Origin of the sequence: Cupriavidus oxalaticus, assembly GCF_038900635.1 — a bacterium.
GTDB classification, from domain to species: Bacteria; Pseudomonadota; Gammaproteobacteria; order Burkholderiales; family Burkholderiaceae; genus Cupriavidus; species Cupriavidus oxalaticus_B.
In genome coordinates this window covers 27,195-46,384 of record NZ_JAYMRX010000034.1, presented here as the reverse complement: position 1 = coordinate 46,384, position 19,190 = coordinate 27,195, and the positions used below count along the sequence as shown (strand labels likewise).

At 69.0% G+C, this 19,190-nt stretch carries 17 protein-coding genes; 9 read left to right on the top strand and 8 right to left on the bottom strand.

The annotated features are described in order from the left end of the window. Positions 1-3 precede the first annotated feature (3 nt). Entirely contained in the window at positions 4-411 is a 408-nt protein-coding gene (locus tag VSR71_RS32095) for a YkvA family protein (protein WP_342917592.1), read from the top strand. A 26-nt stretch (positions 412-437) separates the two neighbouring features. On the opposite strand, the gene egtB is transcribed toward VSR71_RS32095, so the two are convergent. Continuing rightward, a complete protein-coding gene (gene egtB, locus VSR71_RS32090; protein ID WP_342917591.1) occupies positions 438-1,727 on the bottom strand; it encodes an ergothioneine biosynthesis protein EgtB in 1,290 nt (429 codons plus the stop codon). Between the two features lie 214 nt (positions 1,728-1,941). Then, the gene (locus VSR71_RS32085) at positions 1,942-2,562 is read right to left on the bottom strand and encodes an FMN-dependent NADH-azoreductase (RefSeq protein ID WP_342917590.1); all 621 of its coding nucleotides are present in this window, start codon (positions 2,560-2,562) and stop codon (positions 1,942-1,944) included. A 118-nt stretch (positions 2,563-2,680) separates the two neighbouring features. Here VSR71_RS32085 and VSR71_RS32080 point away from each other — a divergent pair, with 118 nt between their 5' ends. From VSR71_RS32080 to VSR71_RS32070, 3 genes are all read left to right on the top strand, one after another. Further along, positions 2,681-3,628, top strand: a complete 948-nt coding sequence (locus VSR71_RS32080; protein ID WP_342917589.1) for a LysR family transcriptional regulator — start codon at positions 2,681-2,683, stop codon at positions 3,626-3,628. Between the two features lie 220 nt (positions 3,629-3,848). Further along, entirely contained in the window at positions 3,849-4,268 is a 420-nt protein-coding gene (locus VSR71_RS32075; RefSeq protein WP_342917588.1) for a DoxX family protein, read from the top strand. 98 nt (positions 4,269-4,366) lie between these two features. Beyond that, positions 4,367-4,933, top strand: a complete 567-nt coding sequence (locus tag VSR71_RS32070; protein WP_342917587.1) for a DUF4136 domain-containing protein — start codon at positions 4,367-4,369, stop codon at positions 4,931-4,933. Between the two features lie 6 nt (positions 4,934-4,939). Here the strand turns inward: VSR71_RS32070 and VSR71_RS32065 are convergent, their stop codons facing one another. Further along, complete coding sequence (locus tag VSR71_RS32065) at positions 4,940-6,160, bottom strand: EAL domain-containing response regulator (protein WP_342917586.1); 1,221 nt, start codon at positions 6,158-6,160, stop codon at positions 4,940-4,942. Between the two features lie 237 nt (positions 6,161-6,397). Here VSR71_RS32065 and VSR71_RS32060 point away from each other — a divergent pair, with 237 nt between their 5' ends. Further along, positions 6,398-10,084 (top strand): DNA translocase FtsK 4TM domain-containing protein, encoded by a 3,687-nt coding sequence (locus tag VSR71_RS32060; RefSeq protein ID WP_342917610.1) that lies wholly within the window; start codon positions 6,398-6,400, stop codon positions 10,082-10,084. A gap of 25 nt (positions 10,085-10,109) precedes the next feature. After that, positions 10,110-10,451 carry a cupin domain-containing protein gene (locus VSR71_RS32055; RefSeq protein ID WP_342917585.1) on the top strand — a complete coding sequence of 114 codons (342 nt, stop codon included), beginning with the start codon at positions 10,110-10,112 and terminating at the stop codon, positions 10,449-10,451. Between the two features lie 116 nt (positions 10,452-10,567). Here the strand turns inward: VSR71_RS32055 and VSR71_RS32050 are convergent, their stop codons facing one another. Genes VSR71_RS32050 through VSR71_RS32035 form a run of 4 tightly spaced genes read right to left on the bottom strand, consistent with a single transcriptional unit; the run spans position 10,568 to position 14,204 of the window. Further along, complete coding sequence (locus VSR71_RS32050) at positions 10,568-11,164, bottom strand: peroxidase-related enzyme (RefSeq protein WP_342917584.1); 597 nt, start codon at positions 11,162-11,164, stop codon at positions 10,568-10,570. Then, a complete protein-coding gene (locus VSR71_RS32045) occupies positions 11,161-11,694 on the bottom strand; it encodes a CMD domain protein (protein ID WP_342917583.1) in 534 nt (177 codons plus the stop codon). The genes VSR71_RS32050 and VSR71_RS32045 overlap by 4 nt, the downstream gene beginning before the upstream one ends. 40 nt (positions 11,695-11,734) lie before the next feature. Then, the gene (locus VSR71_RS32040; protein ID WP_342917582.1) at positions 11,735-13,201 is read right to left on the bottom strand and encodes an NAD(P)/FAD-dependent oxidoreductase; all 1,467 of its coding nucleotides are present in this window, start codon (positions 13,199-13,201) and stop codon (positions 11,735-11,737) included. Further along, positions 13,194-14,204 carry a LysR family transcriptional regulator gene (locus tag VSR71_RS32035; RefSeq protein ID WP_342917581.1) on the bottom strand — a complete coding sequence of 337 codons (1,011 nt, stop codon included), beginning with the start codon at positions 14,202-14,204 and terminating at the stop codon, positions 13,194-13,196. The genes VSR71_RS32040 and VSR71_RS32035 overlap by 8 nt, the downstream gene beginning before the upstream one ends. A 212-nt stretch (positions 14,205-14,416) precedes the next feature. Here VSR71_RS32035 and VSR71_RS32030 point away from each other — a divergent pair, with 212 nt between their 5' ends. Further along, positions 14,417-15,952, top strand: coding sequence for a glycine betaine ABC transporter substrate-binding protein (locus VSR71_RS32030; protein ID WP_342917580.1), 1,536 nt, complete (start codon positions 14,417-14,419; stop codon positions 15,950-15,952). Positions 15,953-15,967: 15 nt separating this feature from the next. On the opposite strand, the gene VSR71_RS32025 is transcribed toward VSR71_RS32030, so the two are convergent. Further along, on the bottom strand, positions 15,968-17,383 hold the full coding sequence (locus VSR71_RS32025) for a PLP-dependent aminotransferase family protein (protein WP_342917579.1): 1,416 nt from the start codon (positions 17,381-17,383) through the stop codon (positions 15,968-15,970). 153 nt (positions 17,384-17,536) lie between these two features. On the opposite strand from VSR71_RS32025, the gene VSR71_RS32020 reads away from it, so the two are divergent. Both VSR71_RS32020 and VSR71_RS32015 read left to right on the top strand, forming a co-directional pair. Continuing rightward, on the top strand, positions 17,537-17,761 hold the full coding sequence (locus tag VSR71_RS32020; RefSeq protein WP_342917578.1) for a DUF2970 domain-containing protein: 225 nt from the start codon (positions 17,537-17,539) through the stop codon (positions 17,759-17,761). A 64-nt stretch (positions 17,762-17,825) separates the two neighbouring features. After that, positions 17,826-19,154 (top strand): cytochrome c, encoded by a 1,329-nt coding sequence (locus tag VSR71_RS32015; RefSeq protein ID WP_342917577.1) that lies wholly within the window; start codon positions 17,826-17,828, stop codon positions 19,152-19,154. Positions 19,155-19,190: the final 36 nt, after the last annotated feature.

Here is a 19,190-nt window from a genome sequence, read left to right as displayed (position 1 = left end):
AACATGGATGCACAGGCCGCCACGGCCGCACCCGGCCGCCTGCGCCAGTGGGCACGGCTGCTCAAGGCCAGCCTGGTGACGCTGTGGTTCTGCAGCCGCCACCCCGGCGCGCCGCGGGGCGCGCGGCTGCTGGCGGTGCTGGTGGTCGGCTATGCCTTCAGCCCGATCGACCTGATTCCCGATTTCATCCCGGTGCTGGGCTACCTCGACGATGTCGTGCTGGTGCCGCTGGGCATCTGGCTTGCCTTGCGGATGATCCCGCCCGCGGTCACCGAGGAATGCCGCGGCCGCGCCCAGGCCTGGCAGGCCTCCCATGCGCAACGGCCGCGCAATCGCGCGGCCGCCGTGGTCATCGTGCTGCTGTGGGGCTTGCTGGCATGGCTGGCCTGGCGCTGGCTGACACCGCGCTGACACCGCGCCGACACCCGGCGCCGCGCCTAGGCGTCGTCCGCCAGCCGCACGCCCGTGAACTGCCAGCGCTGGTGCGGGTAGAAGAAGTTGCGGTAAGTTGCCCGGATATGCGATTCGGGCGTGACGCACGACCCGCCGCGCAGCACCATCTGGCTGCTCATGAACTTGCCGTTGTACTCGCCGACCGCGCCCGCGTTCGGGCGGAAGCCGGGGTAAGGCAGGAAGGCGCTGCCGGTCCATTCCCAGACATCGCCGAACATCTGGCGCAGCACGCCCGAGGTGTTCTGCCGGTCGGGCAGCGGCCGCAGCGCGCGGCCTTCGACAAAATTCCCCGTCGCCGGCAGGCTGCGCGAGGCGTGCTCCCATTCCGCCTCGGTCGGCAGCCTGCGCTCCGCCCAGCGTGCAAAGGCGTCGGCCTCGTAGAAGCTGATATGCGTGACGGGGCTGTCCGGATCGACCGGATGCATGCCGCGCAGCGTCATCTGCCACCACGTGCCCTCGCGCGCTTCCCAGTACAGCGGCGCCTGGATGCCTTGCTCGCCGACCCAGCGCCAGCCGTCGGACAGCCACAGGCCGGCGGTCTGATAGCCGCCGTCGTCGATGAACTCGAACCACTGTCGGTTGGTGACCGGGTGCGAGCACAGCGTGAACGGCTGCAGGTAGACCTTGTGGCGCGGCGTCTCGCAGTCAAAGGCAAAGCTCTCGCCGCGATGGCCGATCTCGACCACGCCGCCGTCAAAGCCGATCCAGTCGGGCGCCGGGCGCGGGTCAGCAATCACCGGCTCGGGCAACTCCGGCGCAAAGGCCGGCCGCAGCGGGTTCTGCGCGAACAGGTGCAGGATGTCGGTCAGCAACAGTTCCTGGTGCTGCTGCTCGTGCTGCAGGCCGAGCGTGATCAGCGCGGCCTCGGCGTCGGTCTGGGCGCTGCCGAGCAGCGCCATCATCGACTCGTCCACGGCCTCGCGGTAGGCCAGTACCTCGTCCAGCGAGGGGCGCGTCAGCAGGCCGCGCCGCGGGCGCGGATGGCGCGGGCCGACTGCCTCGTAATAGGAGTTGAACAGGTAGCGGTAGTCCGGGTCCACCGGCTCATAGTCGGGAATGCGCGCGGCCAGCACGAATTCCTCGAAGAACCAGGTGGTGTGCGCCAGGTGCCATTTCGCCGGACTGGCGTCATCCATCGACTGCACGGTGGCATCGGCATCGGACAGGTCGGCCACCAGCGTCTCGGTGCTGGCGCGGACGTGGCGATACTGCGAAAGCAGGGCGGGTTCGTGCGGAGGATGGAGGGCGGCGGCGGGCAACAGGGCTGAAGTCATGCGGGCTCCCGGAATGGATCGATCGATGACTGCAGGCGGCCTGCCGGCGCGGCCTTGCCGCCTGCGCCTTCGTGCCGCCAATGGCACGCGGGGCGCCTTAGCGCCCCGATCCATCATAGACCCGATCCGTTGCCGGGGCGAGCCGGCGCCGTCCTACACGGCGCGCCGCGGCCCGCTGGCCTCAGTCAGCCATTTCAGCCATTCCAGCCAGCCATCAGGCGGCCAGCGGGGTGGCGTCGTTCAGTGCCGCGACTTCGGTGCGGGCGCTGGCCAGCCCGGCTTCGCGGAACTGCGGACCCATGGCCAGGCCGTGGGCGCGCACATAGGTGATGTCGGTGATGCCGAGGAAGCGCAGCACCACGTCGACGGTGACTTCGTGCAGGTCCAGCGCATTCGCATCCTGGCGCACGCCGCCGCGCGACGACACCACGATCACGCGCTTGCCGCCGGCCAGGCCGACCGGGCCGTTCTCGGTGTACTTGAAGGTGCGGCCAGCCTGCGCGATACGGTCGATCCAGGCCTTGAGCTGGCTCGGGATGCCGAAGTTGTACTGCGGCACGCCCAGCACCAGCACGTCGGCGGCGAGGAATTCGGCCAGGAACTGCTCGGTGCGCTCCAGCTCGGCTTGCTGCACGGCGTTCAGGCCATCCTTGGGACCGCCCAGCACCGGCAGCAGGTTGCCCGACAGGTGCGCCGGCGCATCCTGGTCCAGGTTGCGCACGGTGACCTTGGCCTCAGGGTTGGCCGCGACCAGGTCGGCCACCACGCTGGCGGTCAGGTTGCGCGAAACAGAGTTGTCGCCGAGGACGCTGGAATCGATCTGCAGGATGTTCATGTCTTTCTCCACGAAGGGGCGGTTGCGATGGAGGAAAGATACTGGCTGGCCATTGGTATCGGTAGTGAGGCAAAATGCAAATGATTGTTCTATCGATGCAACGCCACGCCAAACCGTCATGCAAGACCTCAACGACCTGTCCCTGTTCGCGCAGGTGGTGGAACACGGCAGCTTCTCTGCGGCCAGCCGCGCCACCGGCGTCCCCAAGTCGCGCCTGAGCCGGCGCATCGCCCAGCTCGAGCGCGACCTGGGCGTGCAACTGCTGCGCCGGACCACGCGCCAGGTGCGCGTGACGCCGCTTGGCGAGTCGTTCTACGAACGTTGCCGGGCCATGCTCAACGAGGCGCAGGCCGCGCGCGAAGTGATCGAGCAGGCGCGCGAGCAGCCCGGCGGCACGCTGCGCGTGAGCTGCCCGGTGGCGATCGCGCAGATCCTGCTGGCGCCGGCCATCGGCCATTTCATGCGGGCCAACCCGGCGGTGCGGATCGAGCTGGAGGCGACCAACCGGCGTGTCGACGTGATCGCGGAAGGCTTCGACCTGGCGCTGCGGGTGCGCGAGGTGATGGAAGACTCGAGCCTGGCCGTGCGCACCTTCGGCGAAAGCCAGCTGATGCTGGTGGCGAGTCCCGGGCTGCTCGACAGCATCGGCCGGCCGCGCACGCCGCAGGCGCTCGACGGCATGCCCGGGGTCGGCCAGCACCCGCATGACGGCAAGCATGTCTGGACGCTGCGCTGCAAGCCCGGCGAAACCATCCAGATCGGCTACGATCCGCGCCTGGTCACCGATGAATTCGCGCTGCTGCGCGAGGCGGCGATCGCCGGTGTGGGCGTGGCCATGCTGCCTCGCATGTACTGCCGCGACGCCATCGACAGCGGCCAGCTTGAACTGCTGCTGCCCCAGTACGAGATGCCGGTCGGCACGCTGCACGCGGTGTTCCCGTCGCGCAAAGGCGTCACGCCGGCGACCCGGCGCTTTCTCGATTTCCTCGGCGAGATCCTGCCCGAGTGCGCGCGCAAGGTCGGCATGGTCGAGCCGAGGCAGCCGGCCATGCACAGAGTGGTCTAGCGTCCAACGCGCCAGGGTACGTATGGGGCGATCGGCGAGAGGCCCGGACACGGCGCGGATCGTGGCCGCGCGGGCCGGCGGCGCATAGCGGACAAGTCTGGCAATTGCGGCTTTACCTTCACGCCGGCTCGCACTAAGGTACAGGGGCGGCACCCGCGCGTGAGGGTAAAGGCGCATGGGAGCCGGACCGTTCCCGTACAACTCGGCAAGGAGAATGGCCATGGGTGGCTCTCAGGGTTCCCAGGATTTGGGCAAGGCGCTGCTGCGCATCGTGCTTGGCGTGCTGATCCTGATGCACGGCATCGCCAAGGTGACCGGCGCATCCGGCATCGGTTTCGTGTCGAAGGTGGTCGCGGATGCGGGGTTGCCGGCCTGGGTCGCCTATGGTGTCTATATCGGCGAACTGGTGGCGCCGATCCTGCTGATCATCGGGTTGTGGAGCCGGCTGGCGGCGATCATCGTCGCCATCAACATGCTGTTTGCGATGTTCCTGGTGCACAGCAAGCAGTTCGGCATGCTCGCCGATACCGGCGGCTGGGCGCTGGAACTGCAGGGCATGTTCCTCGGCGCCGCGCTGGCCGTGGCGTTGCTGGGCGCTGGCCGGCTCAGTGTGGGCGGCATCAACGGGAAGCTCAACTAGCTCCCGGGTGCGTCGCCGCGCGGCATCGTGGCGTTCCGGTGCCGTGGATGGGCAAGGGTGCTGCGTGGACGCGTGACCGTGGCCTCTGGAGATGTATCGTGAAATCCTTCCGGCTGTCTTTCCCGCTGGTGGCGGTGGCGCTGACCCTGGCAGGCTGCGCCAGCGCCCCCGACATCAAGACCGACTACAACCGCTCGACCAACTTCAGCGCCTACCGCAGCTTCGGCTTCGTCGAGCACCTGGGCACCGACCGACAGGGATACGAGAGCCTGACCACCCAGTACCTGAAGGGCGCGGTACAGCGCGAGATGACCGCGCGCGGCTACCGCTACGCGCAGCAGTCGCCTGATCTGCTGGTCAACTTCAACGCGCGGTTGCAGGAAAAGGTCCAGGTCAGCCCGGCGCCGGCGCCGATGATGGGCTATTACGGCTATCGCGGCGGCCTCTATGCGCCGTGGCCCGGCTACGGCTTCTACAACGACGTCTATACCTACACCGAAGGCACGCTCAATATCGACCTGGTCGATGCCCGCGAGAAGAAGCTGGTGTGGGAAGGCGTGGCGGTGGGCAGCGTGGATACCGGCGACAAGGCCGATGCGCAGCAGCGCATCGACAAGGTCGTGGGGCAGATCTTTGCCAAATACCCGTTCCGCGCGGGGCAATAGCCCGCGCTAGCCGGGGCGCGGAGCGCGCTCGATCGCCTCGGCGATAAAGGCATCAATGGGTTTGGGCGCCGACCACAGGTAGCCCTGGCCAAGCGGGCAGCGCAGCGCGCGCAGCGCTGCCCGCTGCGATTCCGTTTCCACGCCCTCGGCCACGCATTCCAGCCCCAGGTCGCGCGCCATCGCGATCATGTGGCGGCAAATGGCTTCGCGCTGGCCGTGGCCGTCGATCTGCTCGACGAAATAGCGGTCCAGCTTGAGCTGGGTGAAGGGCAGGTCCGCCAGCAGCTTGAGCGTGGCGATGCCGATGCCGAAATCGTCGATCGCCACGCCGTAGCCCATCAGCCGCAGCCGGTTCAGCGCGACCGACAGCGCTACGGTGTCGGGCACGGGATAGCCTTCGGTCAGTTCCACCGTCAATGCGCGCGGCGGCACGCCGCTGGCCGCCACCAGCGTATCGAGCTGTTCCAGCACGCCCGGCCGGCACAGGGTCTGCGCCGAGGCGTTGATGCCCAGCGCGATGTCGATGCCTGCCGCCTGCAACTGCTGCTGTACCGCCAGGCACTGGCGCACGACGAATCCAAACACCGTGTCGGCGGCATCCAGCGCTTCGAGGCGCGGGATAAAGGCATCGGGGCGCAGCAGTCCGTGCACCGGATGGCGCCAGCGCACCAGCGCTTCGGCGCCGGCCAGCCGGCCGCTGGCAAGATCGTGCTGCGGCTGCAGCATCACCAGCAGGCCGTCGCCGGAGCGTGCCGCGGCGGTCAGCTCGGCATCGTCGGGCAAGCAGGCGGGCAGCTGTGCGTCGTCTTCCTGGCCGGGCGCCAGCGCGGCGGCCAGGACCTCTTCCACGGCATCGCGCGAGAGCGGCTTGCGCAAGGCATGCACGCGCGCAATGCCCGCGGCATGCGCCAGGCTGCGGTTCGATTCGAGGATGTCTTCGGCCAGCGCGGTAACCCAGACCCAGACCGGCGGTGCCGCGGCAAACGCCTGCGCGCCGCGGCGATGCAGTTCGGCGATCAGTTCCGGGCCATTGCCGCCGGGCATCTCGATGTCGCACAGCACGGCATCGAACGGCTGGCGCCCGAGCAACTCGGCGGCCTGCATGCCGCTCTGCGCCGACACCACGGTCTGCACGCCCAATTGCCGCAGCAGTCCCTCGGCCGCGAGCCGCTGGAACGGGTGGTCTTCGACAACGAGGATGCGCAGGGTAGCGTAGCGGATCGGCATGGGAGGGGAGGGCGCGGCGAGCGCATCCGGGCATGGTAGCGCGGCAGCGCCGCGCCGGCCAGCAGTGGGCGAGCCTGCCGGGCAGGCGCTGCGGATCTGTCTCCATGACGCAGCGAAACCGGCGATAAAAGCCGGTGAAACGCAGTGCGTTACGAATATTTGCGCTTTCCGGTTCAATGACCCGCTGCCATACCCGCTACAATCGCTGCCCGTAGTTTTGAACATGGCATGTCGATAATGGGTTTGGGCTGGTTCGGATTCTCGACTTTCTGGGTGCTGCCGCTGGTCTGGCGGATGGCCGGGCGCTGGCTTGCCGGCGATCGCCGGCTGGCCGGGCCGGGCTCGCTGCGGACTTGGCTCGGTACGCTGGCCGTGCTGTGTGCCAGCGCCAGCCTTGAGGCGCTCACCGGCGGGACCGACCCGGAGTCCACCGCAGGCGGTTCCGCGGGACGCGCGCTTGCCGGCATGTTCGGCAACCTGTTTGGCTGGACCGGTGCCTTGCTGCTGATGCTGGGCGTGCTGGCGCTGGCGGCACCGATGGTGTTCGGCGAAACCTGGCGCGGCCTGTTCGCGCGCAAGCAGCGTCGCGCCGCGGCCCCTGATGCTCCGGCAGACGAGCCGGCGCCTGCCTTCACCAACCCGTTCGCCAATACCTTCACGCCGCCGGCGCCGCGCGAAGCCGAGCGCCGCGAAACGGCCACCGGTGCCCAGGGCAACTGGAGCGCGCCGCCCCAGCGCCACCGCAGCTTCGAAGCGGTCTCGGCGCGGCGCCAGCCTGCCTGGCAGCCGCCGCGGCGTACCCGTGAATCGCCGCCGCAGCCGGGCGAGCTCTGGCTGCATGCTGCCGATGCGCCGGCGGCAGGCAAGACCGTGCGCGCGGCGGGGACCTCCGCTGCGGCAGCCGGCGCGGCCCAGGGCGTTGCGCAAGCGGCGCCGGCGCCACGGCCCGCACCGGCGCCGGCGCCGGCGCCACGCAAGCCCACAGCAGTTGCAGCGGCTGCAGCGTCGGCACCGGCAGCGGTGGCCGCACGTCCTGCGCAACCCCCGCGCGCGACTGTGGTCAGCAGCCCGTTCCGACAGCCGCAGCCCCTGGTGCGCTCGTCGATCACGACTTTGCCTGAGGCACAGGCCAAGGCCGCAACGGTGCCATCGGCTGCCGCAGCGGCTGTACCTGCCACGGAGGCCAGCGTTGTCCAGGCAGCGGTCGAGCCCGCGATTGCCATCGCCGAACCGGCAGCGCCGGACATGCCGGTGGCCGGAGCCGACACAACCATCGCAACTGACGCCGTTGTGATCGAGCCCGACGCCACGGCGCCGGTAGACGTGGCAGAGGAATCGGCTGCGCTGCCAGCTATCGACAAGGACATTGCCGCGGAGATTGCCCCGCACATTGCCGCGGATATCGACGCCGTCACGCTGGCAGCCATCCGACAGGAAGCCCTGGATCTGTTAGCCGAATTGCAGGCGCTCGCGGGCAAGGCTGGCGAGCAGCCTGCATCCGTCCCGACAGTCGCCGAAGTTCCTGAAATCCCCGTAATAGCGCTGGCGGTGGCCGGCGTCGCCGACGCGACGGCTGCTGCGGCCGAAATCGATGCTGCGCCGAAGGCCGAGGCAGACGGCCCGATCCAGGCAGACGAAACACCGTTGGAAATCCAGCCAGCGGGCGCAGTGCAGGCTGACGACACTCGCGATGTCGGTGCCGTGGCACAGGCAGTTGCTATCACGGCGATGGAGGAGGGGAGTGGGGCTGCACCGGATTCGGCCGAACCTGCCCCCGACCGGGACCCGGAAACGCTGATGGACGGCAATGGTTTGGTTGGCGAAGCCGTTGCAGATAGCGAAGCAGGCGAACCTGCGGCCGAGGCGGAGGTTGCTGAGGCCTTTGAAGCCGCTGAGGCCGTTGAAACTGCTGAGATCATTGAAACTGCTGAGGCCGTTGAAGCCGTTGAAGCCGTTGAAGCCGTTGAAGCCGTTGAAGCCGTTGAAGCCGTTGAAGCCGTTGAAGCCGTTGAAGCCGTTGAAGCCGTTGAAGCCGTTGAGGCCGCTGAGGTCGTTGAGGCCGCTGAGGTCGTTGAGGTCGTTGAGTCTGCTGTGCTCGCTGAGTCGGCTACGGCTACGGCTACGGCCGCTGAGTCCGCTGAGTCCGCTGAGGTCGTCGAGTCGGCTCAGGTCATTGAAGCAGTCGAGACCGTTGAAACAGTCGAGTCAACCGAAGCCATCCAGCCGGAAGAAAAAGTAGCGCCCGCCGCGCTCGCGGCGGCGGCAGAACCTGCCGAAGCAACCGTTGCATCCGGGCCGGCACCGCTCGCGCCCGCAGCGCCTGTGGCCAAGCCCCGCATCGTCCTGCCGGCCGTGGTGGGCCGCACGGTGCCGCTGGGCACGAGCCAGCCCGCTCCCACACCCGCGCCGGCTCCCGTAGCGCCAGCGCCCCGCCCGCCGGTCGACTACCGCCTGCCACCCGCCGACCTGCTGGAAAACCAGCTCGACAGCGGCGAACAGGTGTCGGAAGAGCGCCTGCGCGAAACCGGTGAACTGATCGCGCAGCGCCTGGCCGAGTTCAAGGTGCCCGTCGCCGTGGTCGGCGCCGATGCCGGGCCGGTCATCACGCGCTTCGAGGTAGAGCCCGCCATGGGCGTGCGCGGCGCACAAGTCGTAGGCCTGATGAAGGACCTGGCCCGCGCGCTCGGCGTGACCTCGATCCGCGTGGTCGAGACCATCCCGGGCAAGACCTGCATGGGCCTGGAGCTGCCCAACGCGCGCCGGCAGATGATCCGGCTGTCCGAGATCGTCCAGGCCGCCTCGTTCCAGGCGCACCATTCGCGCCTGGTGCTGGCGATGGGCAAGGACATCACCGGCAACCCGGTGGTCACCGACCTGGCACGCGCCCCGCACCTGCTGGTGGCAGGCACCACCGGCTCGGGCAAGTCGGTCGCGGTCAACGCAATGATCTTGTCGATGCTGTACAAGGCCACGCCGGAAGATGTGCGCCTGATCATGATCGACCCCAAGATGCTCGAGCTCTCGGTCTATGAGGGCATCCCGCACTTGCTGTCGCCGGTGGTCACCGACATGAAGCAGGCCGCGCACGCGCTCAACTGGTGCGTCGGCGAGATGGAAAAGCGCTACAAGCTGATGTCGGCGCTGGGCGTGCGCAACCTGGCCGGCTACAACCAGAAGATCCGCGCCGCCGAGGCTGCCGAGCGCAAGGTGCCCAACCCGTTCTCGCTGACGCCGGATGCGCCCGAGCCGCTGTCGCGGCTGCCGATGATCGTGGTGGTGATCGACGAGCTGGCCGACCTGATGATGGTCGCCGGCAAGAAGATCGAAGAACTGATCGCGCGCCTGGCCCAGAAGGCCCGCGCCGCCGGCATCCACCTGATCCTGGCGACGCAGCGCCCGTCGGTCGACGTGATCACAGGCCTGATCAAGGCCAATATCCCGACGCGTGTCGCGTTCCAGGTTTCGTCCAAGATCGATTCGCGCACCATCCTCGACCAGATGGGCGCCGAGAGCCTGCTCGGCCAGGGCGACATGCTGTTCCTGCCGCCGGGCACCGGCTACCCGCAGCGCGTGCATGGCGCCTTCGTCGCCGACGAGGAAGTGCACCGCGTGGTGGAACACTGGAAGCAGTTCGGCGAGCCCGATTACGATGAAGCCATCCTGGCCGGGGACCCGGCCGAGGCCAGCAGCGCCGACCTGATCGGCGAAGGCGGCGGCGATGGCGAAGCCGACCCGCTGTACGATGAAGCCGCGTCCTTCGTGCTGACCAGCCGGCGCGCCTCGATCTCGGCAGTGCAGCGCCAGCTGCGCATCGGCTACAACCGCGCTGCGCGCCTGATCGAGCAGATGGAAGTCGCGGGCCTGGTGTCGCCGATGGGCCGCAATGGCGCGCGCGACGTGCTGGCACCGGGGCCGGCGGACTGAGTCAACCTAACCTGCGGAGACGCTGATGGCGCTCGAGCATGGAAGCTTGCTGGCCGATGTGCCGGTGAACCAGGCGGAAGAAGTGTTCCAGCCGCTGCTGGCGCGGCCTGGCCTGAAAATCGAGCGGATCGTCTCCAACGGGCAGGCCAGTCCGGAAGGGTTCTGGTACGACAGCGCGCAGGCCGAGTGGGTGCTGGTAGTCAGCGGCAGTGCTGCGCTGGAGATCGAGGGTGAGGAAGGCCCGCATGTGATGCGGCCCGGAGACTGGCTGCATTTGCCGGCGCATTGCCGGCATCGGGTTGCGTGGACGGACGAAGCGCAGCCGACGGTCTGGCTGGCGGTGCATTTCGGGGGCGACGGCAACTAAGCTGTCGCTTGCGACAGCGCAGGTTGCATGCCATCGAGCCACGCGTACGCTCCCCGCTCCCGCAAGCGGGAGAGGGGAGCAAACATTCCCGGCATACGAGCTGCGCGTTAGCGCTTTCAGCCCTCAGCCTGATCCGGAAACACCGGCTCCCCAAGATTCAACATCAACCGGTTTGCCCACGCAAAAATTGCGACCGAATGGATCAGGTCGAGGATTTCGGCATCCGTCACCCCTGCATCCCGCAACGGCTTGAGCTGTGCCGCGGTCACCTCCGCTGGCCGCTCCGTCAGCTCGATCGAGAACTGCGCGATTGCCTTTTCCCGCTCGGTAGTGCCAGCAGTGCGCGGGTCCTCGAACACTTCCCTGATGACATCATTGCGCTTGGCCAGCTGCTCGAAGCGCTGCGCATGCACCGAGGCGCAGTACACGCAACCATTGATGCGCGACACCACCGTGGTCGCCAGCTCGCGCTCGGCGCGCGGCATGCCGCCGGGCGCGTACATGATCGCGTTGAAGGCGGTGGAGCGCTGGCGCAGGATCTCCGGCTGGTGCACCAGAAAGCGGTAATAGTCCTGCACCTTGGCCTTGGGATGGCTTTCTTCCAGCACGGCAACCTGTTCGGGCGTGGCCTGGTCCAGTTCGACGATATCGAGCCAGGCCTTCCAGTCCAGCACTTCGTTGGTAAAGCCTTGGGATTGGATGATCTCGCTCATGCCTGGGCTCCTACCGTGTCGTTCAATGCTTTCAAGGCGTCCAGGCCGGCTACCAGCCGGACCTGGTAAGACAGGAAGGCAATCAGCTGTGCCAGCGTGACCACGGCGGGTGTGCTCAGGCCCGCCGCGGGCAGCGCCTGCAGCGCGGCCTTGTCGCCATCGACGGGGTTTTCGATCAACGTGCGGGTGAACACCAGCATCGCGCGCAGGCGCGGCTCGGCGATGTCCCGAGGCTGGCCTTCGGCGGCGGCGCGCACGTGCGCGGCATCGGCGCCAAGTTGTTCCAGCCGCGCGCGGTAGTGCGCCGCGAGCGCCGCGGACGGCGTCAGGCGCGCCGCGTACAGCGCGACCAGCAGGCGTTCTTCGAGCGACAGGCCGGGCAGGGCCGGGTCGAACAGGGTGTCATGGCTGCCCTGGGTGGCGGCCACGACCTTGTCGCGCTGGTGGCGCAGCGCGTAAGTGGCGCTGCCGGGCGCCAGGCCGGTGAGCTGGTCGATCAGGTCGACCGCGGGGGCGGAGGTCTGGGTCATCGGACTCTGTTGGTTCGGGTATCGGTTCAAGTGGTTACGGTCAGGCCTGTGCGGCGCGATGCGCCGGCGGCAGCGCCGGGGTCCATTCGTCGCCGAAGACCTCGGGTTCGGCAAAGGCCTGCAGCGCGGCGTAGTGCAGTTCGACGTCTTCCTGGTACAGCAGCGCGGCGATGCCCTGGCCGAGCCGGCGCGCGCCGTCGCTGATCGCCGGGATATCGCCGGAAATGGTGCCGTGGGACAGCGCAGCCGGGTAGCAGAAGCAGTGGATGCGCGACAGGCCCGGGCACGCGCCCTGGGTCTTTTCCTGGAATTCAAACGATTCGCCCAGGTCTGGCGAGTCGGACAGCTCGCGGTCTTCCTGGCCTGCCGGCGGCACGTAGCGGTCGCGCCAGTAGCGGATATGCGGGGCAAAGGCGGCAAATTCCGCACGGGTGTCCAGGTCGATGCGGAACCCGGTCGAGAAGATCAGGAAATCGAGTTCGTACGTGCCGCGCGGCGTACCGATGTGCAGCAGGTCGCCATGCACTTCGGCCGATTCCAGCGCCGCGCCCAGATTGAAATGCGCATTGGCGTGACGCGACACCCGCAGCGTGCTGCCGCGCGGCGGCGGCACCTGCTCGGCGTTGATGTAATGGCGCAGCCGCCATTTCCAGGAATCGGGGAGACCATAGTGGCCGTGGGTCAGGCCCGGATTGCCGGCACCCTTGCTCTTGTTGACGCGCGGGATGTCCTCGCGCCGCACCAGCATCTCGACGCTGGCCGCGCCGGCTTCGAGTGCGGTGGCGGCGCTGTCCATCGCCGACGCACCGGCGCCGACCACGCCCACGCGCTTGCCGCGCAGCGTGGCGTAGTCCATCTCGTCGGACGAGTGCGCCCACAGGTGGCGCGGCAGCGCCTCCGCCAGCGGCGGCACGTAGGCGCCGCCGAGGCCGTCGCGGCCGGTCGCCAGCACCACGCGGCGCGCGAGGACAGTCAGCGGGCCCGCGGGGGACTGCATCGACAGCGACACCAGGCCATCGGTGCGCGGCACGATCCGTTCGACGCGGTGCTCGTTGCGGATATCGAGGTCCAGCACCTTCCGGTACCAGCGCAGGTAGTCCATCCATTGCAGCCGCGGGATCTTGTCCAGCGCCTGCCACGCATCCTCACCGAACTGAGCGCCGAACCAGGCGCGGAAGGTCAGCGCCGACAGCCCCAGCGCGGGGCCGGTCAACTGCTTGGGCGAACGCAGCGTTTCCATGCGCGCGGTGGTGGCCCACGGGCCCTCGAAACCGGCCGGCGCACGGTCGAAGGCGCGCACGCGGATGCCAAGGTGCGCCAGCGTGGCGCTGGCCGCCAGGCCGGCCATGCCGCCACCGATCACGGCGACGTCAAGCACGTCACGGCCGTCATGGGTACGCGGCATGGTCCACGGCTTGGCGGGCAGTTCCAGCCAGGACAGGTCCTGGCGCAGGCGCGCCTCGAGGGCGGGCAGGCCGGCGGGGGTGGGAGCGGTGGGATCAGTCATGGCTGGGAAGAAGGGTGTCCGGTGAAAACAGGTCGGTGTCGGCGCCGGTGTCGCCGTACAGCGATTGCAGCAGCGCGCCGTGCTCGGCCGGGTCGCGCAGCAGCAGGTTCGGCAGCAGCGCCGCGGCGGCATCCGCCACCGCCTGCACCAGCGCCAGCACGGCGGTGCTGGCCGGGCGCGCCTGTGGCGTGATGACGCCGAAATAGAACGGGATATCCGCGTCGATCGGGCGCACCGCGATGTCGGTCAGCGGCAGCCCGCGCGCGGTCACGGGCTCCAGCAGCGCAATGCCGAGGCCGGCGCGGACCAGCGTCAGCGCGTTGATCGAGGTGTTGGTATCGATCACGCCGGCGGCCGGCACGCCCGCACTGGCCAGCGCCCGGTCCACGCGGCGGCGCAGCCGGTAGGGGTTGTGCATGGTGACGATGCGGCGCGGGCGGCAATCCTGCAATGAAATCGCCGCCTGGGCTGCGAGCGGATCGTCGGCGCGCACCGCCGCCACGCATGCCGACTGGCCGATCCAGTGCACGGTCACGCCGCGGTGTTCCAGCGGCAGGCTGTTCAGCCCGATGTCGGCGGCGCCGGTCAGCACGGCATGCACGACCTGTTCCGGCGATACGCCTTGCACGGCCACGCGTTCCGGCGCGCACAGGCCGCGCTCGAACGCCAGCGCCAGCGCGGGCGGCAGCAGGCCGGCGGCCAGTGCCGGCGTGGCGGCGATGCGCAATGGCCGGCCGTCGCCGCGTGCCAGCGCCGCGGCGCGGCTGCGGATCTGCTGCATGCCGGCCAGCGTCTGCTCGACCTCGTCGTAAAGCAGGAAACCCTGTTCCGTCGGACTGACGCGCGGACCGCTGCGGGTGAACAGCGCAAAACCGAGTTCGGCCTCCAGTTCCTGGATCAGGCGCGTGATGGCCGGCTGCGAACGGCCGAGCAGGCGGCCCGCGGCGGTGACGCTGCCGGTGGTCACGACGGCGGCGAAGGCTTCCAGTTGCCGGATTTCCATTGGAGATGGCGTTGGCGATGTATGTCGAATCTGGATTCTGACGTGTTCATCATGCAAATGACAAATACTATTTCGGGATAAGGCTATGCCGCAGCTATGATGTAGAGATGCCGGAAGCACACCGGCTCATTAAAAGGACCGACGTGTTTGGCTGGCTGGCTGGCGATCGGCAGATCCATGAGAAAACCACGCGGTGGCGCGTGGCGCTTTGGGTGCTCGCAACAGCACTCGTCGGGACGCAGCCCGCGCAGGCCGCCGACCCCCTGCGCGTCGGCTCCAAGCGCTTTACCGAGTCCTATATCCTTGGCGAACTGCTGACGCAGGCCGCTGGCCCGCCGGGCGCCGCGCAGCACCAGCAAGGGCTGGGCAATACCGCAATCGTGTTCGAGGCGCTCAAGGCCGGCAGCATCGACCTCTATCCGGACTACACCGGCACGCTCGCCGCCGAGATCCTGAAGCTGCAGCCAGGCGCCAGCCTGGACGCCATCCAGCGGGCGCTGGCCCCACTCGGGCTGGGAGCCACGATCCCGCTCGGTTTCGAAAACACCTATGCACTGGCTGTCTCCGATACCCGGCCGCCCCACCTGCGCCGGCTCAGTGACCTTGCCGCGCAGCCGCGGCTGCGGCTGGGCCTGTCGCATGAATTCCTCGGCCGTGCGGACGGATGGCCAGGCCTTGCCAGCCGCTATCGCCTGCCGCAGCAGCCGGTCGGGCTGGACCACGGCGTTGCCTATGAGGCGCTGGCAGCGGGGCAGGTGGATGCGATCGACATCTATTCCACCGATGCCAAGATTCTCAAGTACCGTCTGCGCGTGCTCGAGGACGACCGCCGCTATTTCCCGCGCTATGACGCCGTGGTGGTGTACCGGCTGGATGTGCCGCAGCGCTTCCCGCAGGCGTGGCAGGCGCTGCAGCGCTTGTCGGGCCGCATCAGCGCGGCCGACATGGTGGCGATGAACGCCGCGGCGGAGATCGACCGCAAGCCGTTCGATCTCGTCGCGCGCGAGTTCCTGGCGAATGGCCCGAACCCCGGCACCGAACCGGTTGCAGCGCGCACACCGGCGGCCGCGGTGGCCGCGGTGGCCGGGGCGGCCGCTGCAGCAGGCGCCAGCGATCGCCGCCTGCTCGGCGCGCTGCTTGGCCCCGACACCAACCGGCTGGCGCGGCGCCATATCGGCCTGGTGGTCGGCGCCGTCGGCGCTGCCACGCTGGCCGGCGTGCCGCTGGGAATCCTGGCCGCGCGCCGCCGGCGCACCGGCCAGGTGGTGCTGGGCGCGGTCAGCGTGCTGCAGACCGTGCCTTCGCTGGCCCTGCTGGCGATGCTGATCCCGCTGCTGGGCCGCATCGGCGTGTGGCCCGCGCTGGTGGCGCTGTTCCTGTATGCGTTGCTGCCGATCGTGCGCAATACCGCCACCGGACTGGAACAGGTGCCGCCGGGCATGCGCGACGCGGCCCGCGCGCTCGGGCTGCGCGGCGGCCAGGTACTGCGCTACGTAGAACTACCCCTGGCGCTGCCGGTGCTGCTGGCCGGCGTCAAGACCGCCGCCATCATCAGCGTGGGAACGGCCACGATCGCGGCTTTCGTCGGCGCCGGCGGCTTTGGCGAGCGCATCGCCACCGGGCTGGCGCTCAACGACACCACGCTGCTGCTGGCCGGCGCGATTCCGGCCGCGGTGCTGGCGCTCGCCGTGCAGGCGGCGTTCGAGATGCTGGAATGGGCGCTGCGCCGCCACCGCGACGCGCGCTGAGACCGCTCAGACCGCTCAGGCCGCCTGTTGCGCGATCAGCCGGCCGAGCGTGGCGACCGCCGCCTCGGCCTCGCCGTTCCACAAATGGCCGTAGTTGAGCCGGATGCAGTTTCGGTAGCCCTGCCGCGCCGAGAAGATCGGCCCCGGCGCCAGCCCGATGCCGGCCTCGAGCGCGGCATGGTGCAGCGCCAGCGCATCGAATCCGGGCGCGAACTCGACCCACAGGAAGTATCCGCCATCCGGCCGCGACACGCGCACGCCCTCCGGGAAATGCCGTCCGATGGCGTCGAGCATCTGTCCCTGCTGCATTTCCAGCACATGGCGCAGGCGGCGCAGGTGCTTGTCATAGCCGCCGTGCTGCAGGTACTCGGCCAGCGCCACCTGGGTGGGCACGCCGGCCGACAGCGTGGTCATCAGCTTGAGCCGCTGGATCGTCTCGCCGAAGCGGCCCGGCGCCACCCAGCCGATGCGGAACCCCGGCGACAGCGTTTTCGAGAACGAACTGCAATGCATCACCAGCCCATGCGTATCGAAGGCCTTGGCCGGCAGCGGGCAGCGGTTGCCGAAATAAAGCTCGCCATAGACATCGTCTTCGATCAGCGGCACCTGATGACGTGCGAGCAGGGCCACCAGCGCCTTCTTCTTGTCTTCCGACATGCTGGCGCCGAGCGGATTCTGGAACTGCGTCATGAACCAGCAGGCCTTGACCGGGTGCCGCGACAGCGCGTTGTCGAGCGCGCCCAGGTCGATGCCCTCCGCCGGATCGACCGGGATCTCCAGCGCCTTGAGGCGCAGCCGCTCCAGCGCCTGCAGCGCTGCGTAGAAGCCCGGCGACTCGATCGCGACCACATCCCCCGGCTGGGTCACGGCCATCAGGCACAGGTTCAACGCCTCCAGCGCGCCGTTGGTGACGACCAGATCCTCGGCCGGCTGCGGCGCGCCCGTGCCGAGGTAGCGCAGCGCGATCTGCCGCCGCAGCGCCGCGTTGCCGGGCGGCAGATCGTTCACCGAATGCCACGGGTCCAGCGCACGGCCGGCCCGCGCCAGCGACTTGCCCAGCCGCTCCCAGGGGAACAGTTCCGGCGACGGAAAGGCCGAGCCGAACTGCACCAGCTTGCGGTCGCGCGCGCCTTCCAGCACCGCGAACACCAGCTTGGAGATGTCGACCTGGGTCGACACCTGCCGCGACGGCCGCGCCTGCGGCTGCGGCAGGTCGCGCCGGGCTGGCCCCGCCACGTAGTAGCCGGAACGCTCGCGCGCGCGCACCAGGCCGCGCTCTTCCAGCCGGTAGTAGGCCTGGAACGCGGTGGACGGGCTGACGCCGTATTGCGCCACGGTCTTGCGGATCGAGGGCAGGCGGGTGCCGGGCGGCAGGCTGCCGTTGCGGATATCGGCGGCCAGGGTTTCGGCGAGGGCTTCGTACCGTTTCATGGGACGCTGTCGGGGGCGGAGTGCGTCGCGCCATTATCGCCCCGAAGCCGGCAACTGATACGTAAATTTTCCAGGTATCTGATGCTGTTATGCATGGCGGGTGGCGGCCATAATCGGTTGTCGTCGGAAAAGGCTTTCGTGCAAGGAGAGACAATGAACCCGTTGAGGCTGCTGCGGACCGTGCTGTGGGGCTTCTTTGGCCTGCGCAAGGGCCAGGAACACCAGCGCGACCTGGAGAACCTGCGCCCCGTGCCGCTGATCCTGACTGGCGTGGCCGTGGCCGCCGGACTGGTGGTCTGCCTGGTGCTGGCCGCCAACTGGGCCGTGTCGAGCGCGTCGGCAGCGGCAAGCGCCGTGCCGGCGATGACGATAGCCTGAGCAGCGGCGCCGCGTTACATTCTCATCACAACATCATCATCGCAACAACAAGCTGATCGACCCCATGTCTCGCCCGACCGGGCGGCATTGCGCCGCCGCTTTGCTGCCGGCGCAATGGCTGCCCTGGCTGTGGCTTTCCCTGGCGCTGCTGGTTGCCTGCGCGGCTGCCCGTCCGGCGTTGGCCGCAGGCGCCACCGAGGCGCAGCAGGTCGAACGCGGCCGCTACCTCGCGCGCATCGCCAACTGCGCCGCATGCCATACGCGCGAAGGCGGCAAGCCATTTGCCGGCGGGTTGCCGATCCGCACCGCCGTCGGCACGCTCCACTCGACCAATATCACTCCCGACGCCGCCACCGGCATCGGCGCCTATACGCTGGCGGAGTTCGACCGCGCCCTGCGCCAGGGCGTGGCGCGCGATGGCAAGCGCCTGTATCCGGCCATGCCGTACCCGTCCTACGCCCGCATGAGAGCCGACGACGTGGCCGCGCTGTATGCCTACATGCGTGCGGAAGTCGTGCCGGTGGCGCAGCGCAATCCGGCGCCGCAGCTGCGCTTTCCGTACGGGATGCGCTCCCTGCTATCGGTGTGGAACCTGTTGTTTCTCGACGACGACCCGGTCCGCGCCGAGCCCGCGCGCGGCGACGCGTGGAACCGCGGCGCCTACCTGGTGCAGGCGGTGGCCCACTGCGGAGCGTGCCACACGCCGCGCGGCCGGTTGTTTGCCGAGAAAGGCCTGGACGAGCGCAGCCGCCACTTCCTGTCGGGCGCCAGCGTGGAAGGCTGGTCCGCGACCAACCTGACCGCCGACCAGGTCACCGGGCTCGGGGCGTGGTCGCGCGCGGACATTGCCGAGTTCCTGCGCACCGGGCGCAATGGGCACGCAACCTCGTTCGGGCCCATGTCCGTCGTGATCTCCACCGCCACGCAATACATGAGTCCGGGCGACCTTGATGCCGTGGCGGCCTACCTCAAGTCGCTGCCCGGCGCGCGCGGCGAGAACAAGCCGTTCCGCCCCGATCCTGCCACCGCGCAGCAACTGCACCAGGGCCGCTTCGATCTGCCGGGCGCACGCCAGTACGCGGTGTATTGCATGCCGTGCCATGGCGCCGACGGCAAGGGCTTCGCGCGCGTGTTTCCGCCCCTGGCAGGCAACCCGACCGTGGCCGATCCCGATCCGGCGTCGCTGGTCAACCTGCTGCTCGATGGCGCCGTGACTGCGCGCGTCGGCACCGCCGCCACTGACTACCACATGCCCGGCTATGGCTGGACGCTGGACGACCAGGAACTGGCCAGTGTGCTGACTTTCATCCGGCGCGGCTGGGGCAACCGTGCCGGTGCGGTGACCGAAGCCGACGTGGCCGCGCGGCGCAAGGCGCTGGCGGCACAGCGCTGAAGCGAAGCGCTCCGGCACGCACCGATTTCCGATGAG

Excerpts from the sequence above, each read along its gene's own strand:
- VSR71_RS32040 (WP_342917582.1), bottom strand. The coding sequence starts at position 13,201 with ATGACTGATCCCACCGCTCCCACCCCCGCCGGCCTGCCCGCCCTCGAG.
- VSR71_RS32045 (WP_342917583.1), bottom strand. The coding sequence starts at position 11,694 with ATGACCCAGACCTCCGCCCCCGCGGTCGACCTGATCGACCAGCTCACC.
- egtB (WP_342917591.1), bottom strand. The coding sequence starts at position 1,727 with ATGACTTCAGCCCTGTTGCCCGCCGCCGCCCTCCATCCTCCGCACGAA.
- VSR71_RS32075 (WP_342917588.1), top strand. The coding sequence starts at position 3,849 with ATGGGTGGCTCTCAGGGTTCCCAGGATTTGGGCAAGGCGCTGCTGCGC.
- VSR71_RS32060 (WP_342917610.1), top strand. The coding sequence starts at position 6,398 with ATGGGTTTGGGCTGGTTCGGATTCTCGACTTTCTGGGTGCTGCCGCTG.
- VSR71_RS32050 (WP_342917584.1), bottom strand. The coding sequence starts at position 11,164 with ATGAGCGAGATCATCCAATCCCAAGGCTTTACCAACGAAGTGCTGGAC.
- VSR71_RS32095 (WP_342917592.1), top strand. The coding sequence starts at position 4 with ATGGATGCACAGGCCGCCACGGCCGCACCCGGCCGCCTGCGCCAGTGG.
- VSR71_RS32015 (WP_342917577.1), top strand. The coding sequence starts at position 17,826 with ATGTCTCGCCCGACCGGGCGGCATTGCGCCGCCGCTTTGCTGCCGGCG.
- VSR71_RS32020 (WP_342917578.1), top strand. The coding sequence starts at position 17,537 with ATGAACCCGTTGAGGCTGCTGCGGACCGTGCTGTGGGGCTTCTTTGGC.
- VSR71_RS32065 (WP_342917586.1), bottom strand. The coding sequence starts at position 6,160 with ATGCCGATCCGCTACGCTACCCTGCGCATCCTCGTTGTCGAAGACCAC.
- VSR71_RS32085 (WP_342917590.1), bottom strand. The coding sequence starts at position 2,562 with ATGAACATCCTGCAGATCGATTCCAGCGTCCTCGGCGACAACTCTGTT.
- VSR71_RS32025 (WP_342917579.1), bottom strand. The coding sequence starts at position 17,383 with ATGAAACGGTACGAAGCCCTCGCCGAAACCCTGGCCGCCGATATCCGC.
- VSR71_RS32035 (WP_342917581.1), bottom strand. The coding sequence starts at position 14,204 with ATGGAAATCCGGCAACTGGAAGCCTTCGCCGCCGTCGTGACCACCGGC.
- VSR71_RS32080 (WP_342917589.1), top strand. The coding sequence starts at position 2,681 with ATGCAAGACCTCAACGACCTGTCCCTGTTCGCGCAGGTGGTGGAACAC.
- VSR71_RS32055 (WP_342917585.1), top strand. The coding sequence starts at position 10,110 with ATGGCGCTCGAGCATGGAAGCTTGCTGGCCGATGTGCCGGTGAACCAG.